This window comes from Akkermansiaceae bacterium, from assembly GCA_024233115.1.
Taxonomy (GTDB): domain Bacteria; phylum Verrucomicrobiota; class Verrucomicrobiia; order Verrucomicrobiales; family Akkermansiaceae; genus Oceaniferula.
The window spans coordinates 91,811-104,423 of record JACKQB010000004.1; the positions used below are offsets into that span (position 1 = coordinate 91,811).

Consider the following 12,613-nt stretch of genomic DNA (forward strand, 5'->3'; position numbering starts at 1 on the left):
CGACTACTGACTGCTGACTACTGGCAGTTTTTGTAACTCATGACCACCCTATCGACCATGCACCAGCCGCTCACCCTTCTTTTTTCCAGTCTGCTACTCGCCGCCTCCATGTCCCACGCCGATCCCATCCCACTCTGGCCGGACAAGGTCCCCGGATTCTCTGAAACCTACAAGCACAAGCCCTATGTCCAGGTCGATCCCGAGCGTATCAGTGAGACCAGTCGCGCGTTCATGCGGGTCTTCCCCGCCGACCCCGCCAAGGCCACGGGGCACGGGCTGCTTATTTTCCCCGGCGGCGGCTACAACATTCTCGCCGATAAAAAAGAGGGCGACCGCGTGGCGCGTTTTTTCGCCAGCAAGGGCATCACCAGCTTTGTCGTCTGTTACCGTGTGAGCAAATCAACCAGGGACAAGGCTTACCAGTTTCCCGGACCACTGTTAGACGCGCGCCAGGCGATGCGCCATGTCAGGAAAAACGCGGCACAGTTTAAAATCGACCCTCACAAGGTCGGTGTCATCGGTTTCTCCGCCGGCGGCCATCTCGCCAGCATGGTCGGCACCCGCTATCACGACACCTTGGAAGGCGATCCGGTGAGCGACATCAGCGTCAAGCCGGCTTTCACCGCGATGATCTATCCCGTCATCAGCGCCATCGAACCCTACGCCCATGGCTGCACCAGGAAAATCCTCGGCAACAACCCGACGGAGCAGGAGAAGATCGCTCTCTCCGCCGAACGCCTCATCACCAAAGACACCCCGCCGATGTTCCTGGTCCACAACCAGTTTGACCCCGTCAAATCACTGAACAGCATCAATCTGGCGGCCGCCGCCACCCGCGCCAAGGTGCCCTGCGAGCTCCACCTCTACCCGGCCAGGGAACACGGATTCGGTATGGGAACACCCGGTAAGGACCTCGCCGCCGACTGGCCTGTTATGTTAGATAAGTTCATCAAACGTATCCGCTAACCTGCAATCCATACTCCGCAGCTGAACTGTTCTCACATAATTTGGAGTGCTAAAGCCTGCTTCCGCACTTCATGATAAACTATTGCTATTGAAAACCCATTTTCTTGAGCCGTTTCTTCATAAGATGACCCAGATCAGGGTGACAAAACAATAAAACAGACCCACCGCTATGATGGCCAGCAATTCAAAGAACCCGAGCAACCCACCGGCTAACTTCTGACCTATGGTTACGTCCATCAGCCAACTATTCAACTACTTAAAATGATGCACAGCGCGCTTATTGATCAAACTGCCAGACGGATCAAACTCCACCCCTTCGGCCTTTAGCAGGGATCGCTTTTCCCTCAACTTGGCTCCGTCTGTTTTGCCTGCGTAACCACCCAGGGTCAGGTCTGTTCTGATCACCCGATGGCATGGCACCCCGGGTGCATACGGATTCCTTTTCAACGCCTGCCCGACCGCCTGGGCCGAGCCGCAGTCGAGCGCACGCGCCATCGTAGCGTAGGTCACCACTTTGCCAGCGGGAACCCTGCGTACAAGATCATATACACGTTGCTCGAATGCTGTCGGCGATCGTTTCATGGCTACAAGCGGTCACCTCAAGGCATCAAGCGGTTATGAAACGCAGGTCCGTCTTCGACAGCATGGGAAACCAGTGCCCCGGTCGCAGGGTCCACAACGTAACTCGCCGTCCAACTCTCGCCACCATCACCCAGGTTGACAAATACGCAGAGCTTGTCACCCTTCATCACCAAACCCAGATGCTTCGACTCATTCATCCACTGGGAGGCCAGATAGCGGGTCTTCGACTGCGGTACGATCACGCCTTTGCCATCGATGGAAATGATCAGCGACTCGGCGACGAACTTCGGTGGCGGCGATGCCATGTCACCATACCACTTGGTGACGGTGCCATCGAGCCTGGCACTGTAATCGCGCCACGTCAGCATGGCAACCACCTCCTGGTCATTGACGGTGGCTTTCATCACCTCGCGCATACCATCGACCGTGGTCGTCACCCCTGAAACCGCCTTCCAGCTGACTGCGGCGGCATCACTGCCACCCCTTGCGGCTCCACCTCGACCGCCGCCACCGGTCGAGCCGCAGGAAGTTAACACGGCGCACATTCCAAGGACTGTTATATATTTAATCATCGTTTCCAGTATGGTTAGTTCATCGAGTGACCTTGCATCACTTCATTTTTTTCATCAGACTGATGTCCAGCTTACGTGTAAATCCCACCACATCAAGCTCCGTTGTATCTTTATCGCCCACCACCTCCAACAGAATTTCATCACCTATCACCATTTGCAGCTTCCGCTCGTTCTCCATCACGGCGCGCACGCCATTGATGGTGTGGGTTTTACGTTTGCTCAGCTGCACCAGAGCATCATTGGTGAGCAACTTCATGATCTTATCGGCGAGAGGTGAATCCTTGACCAGCTTGACCATGATATTCTTGCGCCCGCTCTGGTAGTGGCGTTTGACTGACAGGCCACCACCGAGAACTTCCAGGTCTTCACGGACCAGATCACCACCCTGCCAGTCCTTCACTTTCTCAGGTAATACCACCTCCGCACGTTTTTCATTTTTCTCTTCTAACAATTTAATCAGCTCCCGCAGCTTGTCGCTTACCTGGCCGTAGTTTTTTTTCTTATATTCGTCATAGGCATCACGCAGCCCTTGCTCAATGGGATCTTTTTTATTCGGGGCGGCCTCGGCGACACCGAGTGAAAAAATGGCAATCAGGGGCAGGATGAGGGTTTTCATAACAGCCAGTATCCTTGCTCGACCCCCTGCCGTCAAGTTGGCAACATCTAAATATCCCCCGGTATGAAACTCTCCCGCTTTCTCTATCATCATACACCCCATGGAAAATATGAGGTGCGCCGCATCCTTGCAGCCGGGCGCGTCACCGTCGACGGAACGCCGGAAACAGACTCCCAGCGGGAGATTGGCCACTTCACCCAGGTGACCCTGGATGGTGAGTTACTGCAAGATGAGACCCCCGTTTACATCATGCTCAACAAACCTGCGGGGTATCTGAGCGCCACCACCGATCCACTACATCCCACCGTCTTGGACCTGGTCGATGAACCAACAACACTGCACATTGCAGGCAGACTCGACAGGGCGAGCACCGGCCTGCTCATCCTCACCAACGACGGGAAGTGGTCGCGCCAGCTGACAGAACCCAAGGAGGGGGTGCCCAAGGTTTACCTCGTCACCACCGCCGGCCCCATCACCGAGGACACGCACACCCGTTTTGCCCGTGGTATTTATTTTGCCTACGAAGACCTGACAACCCAACCGGCGGATCTTGAGATCCTCGGCACCCACCAGGCAAAAATCACCATCTACGAGGGGCGATACCATCAGATCAAGCGCATGTTTCATGCCGTGGGCAACCGGATCACCTCACTGCATCGACTCTCCATGGGAAACATCCAGCTCGACCCCGCTCTGGAGCCCGGAGCATATAGGTATTTGACCCGTGATGAAGTAGCCTCGACAGTAGCCGGATAAAGAGAGACCCACCCAGGCATGATAGACCTTTCCAGCAGTGAAGCCGCCCTTTATCGGGCCGCACGCATGAAACACATGAAGCTTGCCGCAGGTGGCATGCTTGCCGCGATGGCCGCGATGTATGTCTTTGCTCGCAGCTACCAGGAAACCTGGCCGTGGCTTGAATGGCTGAGGGCTTTTTCCGAGGCCGGCATGGTAGGTGGCCTGGCTGATTGGTTTGCGGTCACCGCCCTGTTCCGCCACCCACTGGGGCTTCCCATCCCGCACACCGCTGTAATCCCGCGGGAAAAAGACCGCATCGGCCGCGCGCTGGCACAATTTGTCAGGGGCAACTTCCTCACCCCCGACCGCATCTGCAAACAGGTCCGTGAACTCCAACTTGTACAGAAAACAGCCCACTGGATGACATCCCGGGAACAGGCTAACAAACTCGCCCGCCAAACCGTCGAAACCATCCCAACCGCACTCAACACCCTGGAAAACCACGGCACCCACCGCCGTATCACCACCCGGCTGATCGATTTACTCCGTACCATTCAGCCAAACGAGCTGGGCACCAAACTGCTCGACTGGTTGTTGTCGGAGAACCGTTACCGCCAGTTACTCGCCCCGCTGTTAGTTCAAACCGCCAACGCCCTGGCATCCAACAAAGAACGGATCGAAGAGGCTGCCGGACGCAAAGCACCGCTCAAGAAAATCCCCCTGCTCGGAAAACTCTCCAAGGCGATCGCCGAGGATATTTCCGAACGCGCCACCGGCAGTGTGGAGGAAAAACTCATCGCCGCCAGCAACGACCCCACGGAACCACTCTGGGACATCATCCATGAACAGATCATCGCCGCGCAAAACCAGCTCGACAGCAATCCGGAGCTTGCCCACCAACTGACCAACATCCGCGACCAATGGCTCGGCGACCCCCAGAGCAGGGAGCTCGCTGACAGACTATGGCAACAACTCCGCCGCAGCCTCGACCACGACCTCAGCCGCGATCAGCCAGCCAGCATTGAGCATCTTGAAACCACCATCATTTCCCTCGGACAAGCCGTCGACCAGAACCCGGCCCTTGCGACCAATATTGAAGATGTCTTGCTCGACGGCATCGCCCGCATCCTCGAACAGCACGGAGAGCACCTCGAGACCATGATCCGACGCACCATCGAGGACTGGGATCCGGACACCCTGATGGAAAAGCTCGAGCAACAAGTCGGCCCCGACCTCCAGTTTATCCGCATCAACGGCACCCTCATCGGGGGATTGGTGGGTGTCCTTCTCCATATCCTGGGTAAAGCCATCTGGTGACTTTTACTGCACTTGACTCGCAGGGGAAACATGACGCATATTGGCACTGAATCTGACGCATATTATTTGAAAGCGCACAGGCCCATTTGCGTATACTACGACGACGAACAACTTTCCGCCACCATGGCACTTTTCCAGCCTGGGGCGATCAACTAGTGAGAACCAGCAACCAACACACCACCCAACACCATGTCCAAAGAGTCAACAGAATCCGCCGAAGCATGCCAGGAATCCAAAGCGAAACAATGCCACGACTGCCTCGGTGTCGTCTTCGCCACCCTCCTGCTCCGCCTCTGGCTAGGTGTCCGAGCCCTCCAGACCGGGATTGAAAAATTCGCCGGCAAGGTCATGAGCGAGCAAGCTGTCCAGATCGACGGCGAAGCCTATGACGCCGACCTCACCGAGGTCGCCAGCACCAAAGGCTACGCCCTCGACAACTACCACGGCATCCCTGAGTCGATGAAAGACACCTTCGCAGGCGAACCCCTGATGATGGGCTGGGCCCTCAAGGTCTATGACTTCGTGCTCGGACCCGCACTGCTTATCCTCGGCATCACCATCCTCCTTGGCATTGGTAGCCGCGTCAGCCTCTTTCTGCTGGGCCTGCTCTATGTCAGCCTGACCTGGGGCCTGATCCTGATCAAACAAGACTCGGGCGTCGCCTGGCTCGGCATCCACGTGATCATGATCGCCATGGCGCTCAACTGGTCCAAGCACAACCGCCTCTGCATCCTCAAAAAGTGGTAATCAGCCAGCCAACCTCATTCCACCTGAATCCACCATGAAACGACGAGAATTTTTATCGAAAAGCGGCACCGTCGCAGGCGCGGGACTGATCCTGGGTGCCCCGTCCATCCTGAAGGCCGCTGAAGGCAATAACAACAAAGTCAACGTTGCCCTGATCGGCATGGGCAAGCAGGGCCGCGTGCTCTTCGAGGCCATGTCCAACATCCCCGGCATCCACTTCCAAACGGTCTGTGACATCTGGGACTACAATTTGGACGGCGGAGCCAAAAAAGTCCAGGCTCTCCAAGGCCACATGCCAACCAAGTACACCGACATCGATGAGCTCCTGGAAAAGGAAAAAGGTCTCGATGTCGCCATCGTTGCCACGCCCGACTTCTGGCACTCACCCCATACCGTCAAGTGTCTGGACGCCGGACTGCATGTCTATTGTGAGAAGATGATGTCGAACACCATCGACGGTGCCCGCGCCATGGTCCGTGCCATGGAACGGAACAAAAAACTCTGCCAGATCGGCCACCAGCGCCGCAGCAACCCGCGCTACCGCTACACACTCGACCACCTGATCAACCATCACAAGATCTGCGGTACCATCGTCAATATCAACGGCCAGTGGAACCGTGCGGTCAAGTCCTCCCAGGACATCAAATACAGCAAGAGACTCACCATTGATTCCGATCGCCTCGCTAAATACGGCTTCAAGGACATGCACCAGTTTATGAACTGGCGTTTTTACCGCGATCTCTCCGGCGGCCCGATCTCGGACCTTGGTGCCCACCAGATCGATGTGTTCAACTGGTTCCTCGGCTGCCAGCCGAAGTCCGTCTTTGCCTCCGCTGGAAACGATTACTTCAAGACCCGCGAGCACTTTGACAACGTCATGGCTATCTTTGAATACGACTCCGAACAGGGGCCCGTCCGCGCCTTCTACCAGGTGCTCACCACCACCAGCGCCGGCGGCGGTTTCTACGAGAGCTTCATGGGCACCGATGCCACCATCAAGATTTCCGAGTCGGCCGCCAGCAGCTCGATTTTCCGTGAGAGTACCGCCCCCGAATGGGACGACCTCATCCAACGTGGCTACCTGCGCAGAAAACCCGCGCCGCCCAAGCCCGAGGCCACCGATGGTATCTCCTCCTACGCCTCCGCCGCGCCCGAGGAGTTCACCATCCCCGGCGTGCTCAACAAACCCCCTCACCAGAACCACCTGGAAAACTTCTTTGCCTCCGTCCGTGGTGACGCCACACTCAACTGTGACGCCCGCCACGCCTTCGAAAGCGAAGCACCCATCTTCTGGGTGAACCCATCCGCACTTCAAAAAGAACCCATCATCTTCACCCCAGAACAACTACAAGTATGAAACCAACCACAACCAAAATCACATCCATCATCCTCGGCACCACCGCGGCCTTTATGTTCAGCGCCTGCGACGATAAAAAAGAAACCACCAATGGCGACACCGGCGGCTCCAGCGGTCCCGGCATCGGAACCGAGGGCGGTGTCCAGCTGAAAACCGAACTCCCCGAGGAGGTTATCGAAGGTTCACCACGTCCCAAGGGCGTGCCCAACCTCAGCCCCGAGACCAAGAAGTTTCCCAAGTTCCTCGTCCCGGAAGGCACGGTCCTTCTCTCCAAGGATAAAAAGGTCACCTCCAGCGACGACTATCCGATCCTCGGCGAGGTTGCGCAAATCACCGACGGTGAAAAGGAAGCCGGCGAAGGCTTCTTTGTCGAACTCACCGAAGGCACCCAGTGGGTCCAGATTGATCTCGAGAAAAGCAGCCCGCTCTACGCGATCCTCGTCTGGCACTTCCACAGCCAAAAGCGTGTCTACCACGATGTCATCGTCCAGGTTTCCGACGACCCTGAGTTCAAGTCGGGTGTCACGACCTTGTTTAACAACGACTATGACGACTCATCCAAGCTCGGCAAAGGCACAGACAACCCGTATCTCGAAACCCGTTACGGTCTGTTAGTCAACGGCAAAGGCACCAAGGGACGCTACGTCCGGCTCTACAGCAAAGGCAACACCAGCAACGAGATGAACAACTACATCGAGGTGGAGGTCTTCGGCAAGCCTGAGTAAGGCACACTCGTCATGGCTTAACCACCTGACGCAAACACATATTCCAAGCCCCGGTTGCCAGATGGTGACCGGGGGTTTTTATGTACGCACTCCAGATCAACTCACCTTAAAACCACCGCTTCTCAGGCGGGTGCGGATTCTCCAGAGGGCGGCTAACATACCCCATGCATCACGCATGGGTTTTACCTTGCCCCCGTCCTTTTCAATCCAGCTGACAGGCAGCTCTTTCCAGCTCACCCCATGATCCGACAAGGCTGTTAGCATCTCGGCGTCAAAGGCCAGGCCATCTTCTTGAAGAAAACCGGCGACCAACCGGTAGTCGGCTCCCCGCAGGATTTTGGCACCGCACTGCGGGTCCTGGCTCTTCACACCCACCAAAATTCTCACCGCCAGGACAAACAGATGGTGGGCGACCGTCCTCGCCAGACTCAAATCCACATGCGTGTCATCCGTGCGGTTGCGGATGGCGAGCACCGACTGACCACATCCTTCCGCCACATCCAACATTCTAACAAGCTCGTCAGGCGACAGACTGCCATCGGCATCCACGAAGCATAACAGATCGGACTCCGGATACAGTGCCCACGCCTCGCGCACGACAGAGCCTTTACCACGGTGTTCGTTGGCAAAATGAAGCGAGACATGAGGAAAAACCCGGGCCAACTCACCGTGCAACGCCGCCAGTTTTTGATGCTCCTCTGGCCCTGAGCCATCGTCGGCTATCACCCAGTGGACATCGTGCCGGCAGGTCGACAAGGTTGCCGCAAGTTCCGCGCCAAAGACAGCCAGGCGGGCCGAATCCTTCCACACTGGAGTGACCAGCAGGATCCTGCGCTTTGTTTGACCTTTCATTTCCGACACTTGCATGTAAACACGTCCTTGCTCACATATCTTTCAATCAATCGATGCATACCTCAAGCAAAGTCTGGCTCTTTTTCTGTTGGATCGCCGTGATCGCCTTGGCGGGTACGCTGCGTTTTGACCAGTTATCCGACCGGCCCTTCCATTTTGACGAGGCCACCGGCGCGAGGATCACCTCGCAGCGGATCTCCGCCTCCAACTCCGGCGCAGGTTATTCATTTAACCCGGTCCACAACCACGGCCCCCTGCTCAGCGCGGCGGCTGAACCGATTTGCAAGATCAACGGTGAAACATCGTGGCAGAAAATGACCAAGCTCAGCCTGCGGCTCGTGCCGGCGATTGCGGGCACACTGTTAGTCATGATTCCCGTATTCTGGCGCCGTCGCTTTGGTGATACCGCGATGCTGGTCGCGGCGGCGCTTCTGGCCACCTCTCCGCTGCTCGTTTATTACAGCCGTATGTTTATCCACGAAATGCTGCTGACCCTGCTTGGACTCGCTGTGGTGATTGTATTGTTTCTGCGTCCGAAATTCTCACTCACCCTCAAGTTTGCCGGCATCGGTGGACTGGTCGGGCTGATGTTCGCCACCAAGGAAACCTTTGCCATCAGCATCATTGCCTGGACCGCAGCAGGAATCGTTCTGGCCATTTCTAACATACGCAGCATCAACCAACACAACACGGCAAACAACCGCAAAAGACTGTGGCGGCAATACCGCGACCCGGCCATCGCGTTTCTGATCACCGCCGCGCTCAGTGCGGGATGGTATTACACCGATGGATTAAGCAACCTCAAGGGGGCTTGGGACGCGGTCCGCACCTTCTTTGTCTACAAAACCACCGCCGGTCACGACAAGCCGATGCTCTACTACATTGGAATGCTCGCCGTGCCCACCAAGGGAGGTATCTGGTGGCATGAATTGCCGGTTCTGGTCCTGGCACTCGTCGCACTGGTCCGTAGCTACCTGCCTGGGAAATCACATCCAAACAAGCACGAGAACATCGTCCGTTTTGTTGCCTATTCCGCCATCATCCACCTGCTCATCTACAGCCTGATTTCCTACAAAACCCCATGGCTGATGTGCCTGCCGTGGGCTCATTTCTGCCTACTCGCCGGGTTGAGCTTCCGTGGATTCTCCCACTGGAAACTCCCCGTCAAAGCCGCCGCCACCATTCTTCTGCTAGGCGTGCTTTTCCAACAGCAACGCTTGTCGGGCTTTGCCATCGGTCGCTTCGCCAACGATTCCCGCAACCCCTACGCCTACACCCCCACCAGTCGCGATGTCGAATCCCTACGGGCCTGGTTGCAAGAGCTCTCGAAAGAACTCCCGCCTGGTGCCTTGGAACCAATCGGTGTGGTAGGCAGCGAATACTGGCCACTGCCATGGTACCTGCGCGACTTTGAATCGATCGGATACTGGCCTGAACCCGCACCCGCGATCAACGGCTGTCCACTGGTCATAGCCATGCCTGAAATGGCTGACGCAGTCACTGGGCAGTTAAAGGATACCCACACCATCCTGCCGCGCACCCTGCGCACCAACGTCCCGGTCATGCTCTACCTGCGCCGGGACTACTGGCAACAATGGATTACACCCGACCCCTCGGAAACCCCATGAGTTTACCGGCCAAGCCCACCACTTTCCCGCCTCATCACCTGATTCACCACGAGGCGATGAAGACGACCTATTCCCTGCGGCTGAGCACGGAGGATGAGTCGCTGGCCAACAGCCTCGCCTGCGAATGCATCCACCTGATCGATGAACTGGAACAAAAACTGAGCCGCTACCACGAAGGCGGTGACGTGTTCCGCATCAACCACTTGCAAGCCGGCGAAACCCTGCACATCAGCGAGCAGTGCCATGCGTGTCTGCTGTTAGCCATGGAAGCATATCTCCACACCGGAGGTCTGTTCGATCCCACGTTGGGAACCATGATCGAACACCTGAAAACCGGCCAGGATGGCACCCTTCCCGCGCCCGTTGGTCAACTGACCGTGCACCCCGACACACCGGCCGTCACCTGTAACGCACCAGGCCGGGTGATCGACCTCGGCGGTATCGGCAAGGGCTTTACCCTCGACCAACTCAAGGAATTACTCAGCGGCCATGAGATCGACGGTGCTTTACTCTCGGCAGGAGCCAGCACCCACCTTGCCATCGGTGATGCAAGCTGGCCGATTGATCTCAGCGGAGCAAGGGAGGTGCTACGCGTTGATTTGAAAAACGAAGCCCTGAGCGCCTCCGGAACCATCATACAAGGCAGCCACATCGTGCATCCAGATGCGCATGGAGCCAACCAGCCAGACCACGCAGCCCAGCATGCGATGATCTGGTCGCGTAGTCCGACCGCCGCCTTTGCCGACGCCTGGTCGACCGCACTCATGCTGATGTCCCCGGAGGAAATCGAGCAGGTTGCCTCCGAGGAAACCTCCTTGTCCGCCGTGTACGTCGAGAACGAAAGCGGGTTTCAGACGTATAGCGCAAGGTAGGGCAGCTTTGCAAGCGGTTGGCAGGATGTGTGCTTGGGTTGCCGACAGCTTACAAAGCTGTCCTACTTTTTTCACGAATCTCCGATAGATTCAGTCCCCGCCGGTTCAGGATGAAAAATCCACATGCCACCACCGTGATAGCTTGCAATGCATGGAGCACGATCGAGTAGGCGATACCAAACTCCTCCGGGTAGCCAAAGAGAGCCAGTGCCACCACACAACCAAGTTGAAAGGTGCCGACAAACCCCGGTGCCCCCGGTGCAGCCACGGCCAGTGCTATCATCACACACACGCTCACCCCGACCCACATCGTCGCTTCCACGCCAAAACCCAACAACCCGACCTGATAAAGCCCGACGAACAAACCCCATAAAACGACCGACCAGAATACCGACCACACCAGATCCCTCACGCTGGAAATCCCGCGCAGCCCGGTCAGGAAATCCTCCACCATAGCCACGAGCCGACTGGCAAAGTCCGGCCACTTTTTGCCAAATACGGCAGTGACCATCCCCTCACCCAGCTTGACCATCTGGTTTGCCCCCAGGTAGGCGGCGATCATGATCACAAAAATGACAACGGCGAGAGCGGCCACTACTTTGACTCCTGCCGAGACAATGGCTGGCACCGAATCCAATTGGGCGATGGTCACACCTAACAAAACCAACAAGGTAAGTGCATCAAAGGCACGTTCCACCACCACACTGGCCAAGCCCGCTGAAAACCTGACCGGTTGCCATCGGCTCAGCACCCAGGGACGGACCACCTCCCCGACACGCAGAGGCAGAATAAACGTCGCGGTAAACCCGACCAAGGTTGCTTCAAACAAACTGACCCGGGATACCTCGTTGCCGTTGGACAGCAAATGCCGCCATCGCAGGGCCCGCACCCAGAAGGTGGCCAGCGTGATCAATACTAACAGGGGAATATACGACCAGCGCACCTTTTCCAGCTCGCTAAGCAATACCGCCCAGTCGAGCCGCATTCCCAATGCCACCAGTATCACAGCACTGAGCAAGGCGCTGGCCCAGGTCGCAACCCGACGGCCCCGGCGACGACCCGGCCCCTGTTTTTGTTTGGAAATCATCTGCTGCCGCCAAGCATATCCAAAACAACCTTACTTCAAAGCCACAAAATGACTGCCAACAAGCTGCCGGCCACGCTTCTGCGTGGCACCAAGGTGCCCCCTAACTTGATTCATTGATGCCTCGCAATTCAGCCACCCAATACCTGAAGAACGGTTTTGGGCTCTTCGGCGGCAATTTTCAACAGGGAGCGAGCCGCCCCACTCGGGCTGCTGGTTTTTTGCTCCCACTTGTGTAGGGTTTTTGGGCTGATACCCAGAAAGCGGGAAAACTCAACCTGGGAAAGGCCAAGAGCTTTCCTTATCACAGCCGGATCCGGAACCGGTAGTGGACGGATCGGTTTAATGTGATCGGGTGGCGGAGGGAGTTCTTTCTTGATGGAAAAAGCGGCTTCGACACACTCGCGTGCAATTTCCTCGCACTGCCGATATACATCGTAGGGATCATCGCCATGACAACAATCGCCTACAAGTCCATGAACCGTCCCGACAAAGGCCTCATCAGCATCACTCCATCGCACAGTTTTTGGATACATCGACGCTAGTCTATCAACCTT

The 12,613-nt window shown here is 56.8% G+C and carries 14 protein-coding genes; 8 read left to right on the forward strand and 6 right to left on the reverse strand.

Annotation, left to right across the window (positions count from 1 at the left end):
* Window positions 1–39 precede the first annotated feature (39 nt).
* On the forward strand, window positions 40–966 hold the full coding sequence (locus H7A51_11420; GenBank protein ID MCP5536824.1) for an alpha/beta hydrolase: 927 nt from the start codon (window positions 40–42) through the stop codon (window positions 964–966).
* Between the two features lie 252 nt (window positions 967–1,218).
* Here the strand turns inward: H7A51_11420 and H7A51_11425 are convergent, their stop codons facing one another.
* The 3 genes from H7A51_11425 to H7A51_11435 are packed head-to-tail and all read right to left on the reverse strand — an operon-like array spanning window position 1,219 to window position 2,736.
* Window positions 1,219–1,548 carry an MGMT family protein gene (locus H7A51_11425; protein MCP5536825.1) on the reverse strand — a complete coding sequence of 110 codons (330 nt, stop codon included), beginning with the start codon at window positions 1,546–1,548 and terminating at the stop codon, window positions 1,219–1,221.
* Window positions 1,549–1,565: 17 nt separating this feature from the next.
* A complete protein-coding gene (locus tag H7A51_11430; GenBank protein MCP5536826.1) occupies window positions 1,566–2,120 on the reverse strand; it encodes a hypothetical protein in 555 nt (184 codons plus the stop codon).
* Between the two features lie 37 nt (window positions 2,121–2,157).
* On the reverse strand, window positions 2,158–2,736 hold the full coding sequence (locus tag H7A51_11435) for a hypothetical protein (protein MCP5536827.1): 579 nt from the start codon (window positions 2,734–2,736) through the stop codon (window positions 2,158–2,160).
* A 63-nt stretch (window positions 2,737–2,799) separates the two neighbouring features.
* Here H7A51_11435 and H7A51_11440 point away from each other — a divergent pair, with 63 nt between their 5' ends.
* From H7A51_11440 to H7A51_11460, 5 genes are all read left to right on the forward strand, one after another.
* A complete protein-coding gene (locus H7A51_11440) occupies window positions 2,800–3,492 on the forward strand; it encodes a 16S rRNA pseudouridine(516) synthase (GenBank protein MCP5536828.1) in 693 nt (230 codons plus the stop codon).
* An 18-nt stretch (window positions 3,493–3,510) separates the two neighbouring features.
* A complete protein-coding gene (locus H7A51_11445; protein MCP5536829.1) occupies window positions 3,511–4,791 on the forward strand; it encodes a DUF445 domain-containing protein in 1,281 nt (426 codons plus the stop codon).
* Between the two features lie 189 nt (window positions 4,792–4,980).
* The gene (locus H7A51_11450) at window positions 4,981–5,538 is read left to right on the forward strand and encodes a hypothetical protein (GenBank protein ID MCP5536830.1); all 558 of its coding nucleotides are present in this window, start codon (window positions 4,981–4,983) and stop codon (window positions 5,536–5,538) included.
* 34 nt (window positions 5,539–5,572) lie between these two features.
* Window positions 5,573–6,895, forward strand: a complete 1,323-nt coding sequence (locus tag H7A51_11455; GenBank protein MCP5536831.1) for a Gfo/Idh/MocA family oxidoreductase — start codon at window positions 5,573–5,575, stop codon at window positions 6,893–6,895.
* Between the two features lie 146 nt (window positions 6,896–7,041).
* A complete protein-coding gene (locus H7A51_11460; protein MCP5536832.1) occupies window positions 7,042–7,620 on the forward strand; it encodes a hypothetical protein in 579 nt (192 codons plus the stop codon).
* A gap of 96 nt (window positions 7,621–7,716) precedes the next feature.
* Here H7A51_11460 and H7A51_11465 read toward each other — a convergent pair whose 3' ends face one another.
* Window positions 7,717–8,472: a glycosyltransferase gene (locus tag H7A51_11465; protein MCP5536833.1), complete on the reverse strand. Its 756-nt coding sequence runs from the start codon at window positions 8,470–8,472 to the stop codon at window positions 7,717–7,719.
* 53 nt (window positions 8,473–8,525) lie between these two features.
* Here H7A51_11465 and H7A51_11470 point away from each other — a divergent pair, with 53 nt between their 5' ends.
* Window positions 8,526–10,100, forward strand: coding sequence for a TIGR03663 family protein (locus H7A51_11470; GenBank protein MCP5536834.1), 1,575 nt, complete (start codon window positions 8,526–8,528; stop codon window positions 10,098–10,100).
* On the forward strand, window positions 10,067–10,972 hold the full coding sequence (locus H7A51_11475) for an FAD:protein FMN transferase (GenBank protein ID MCP5536835.1): 906 nt from the start codon (window positions 10,067–10,069) through the stop codon (window positions 10,970–10,972). Before H7A51_11470 ends, H7A51_11475 begins: the two co-directional genes overlap by 34 nt.
* 49 nt (window positions 10,973–11,021) lie before the next feature.
* Here the strand turns inward: H7A51_11475 and H7A51_11480 are convergent, their stop codons facing one another.
* Window positions 11,022–12,059, reverse strand: coding sequence for a flippase-like domain-containing protein (locus H7A51_11480; GenBank protein MCP5536836.1), 1,038 nt, complete (start codon window positions 12,057–12,059; stop codon window positions 11,022–11,024).
* A gap of 128 nt (window positions 12,060–12,187) precedes the next feature.
* Window positions 12,188–12,592 (reverse strand): helix-turn-helix domain-containing protein, encoded by a 405-nt coding sequence (locus H7A51_11485; GenBank protein MCP5536837.1) that lies wholly within the window; start codon window positions 12,590–12,592, stop codon window positions 12,188–12,190.
* Window positions 12,593–12,613: the final 21 nt, after the last annotated feature.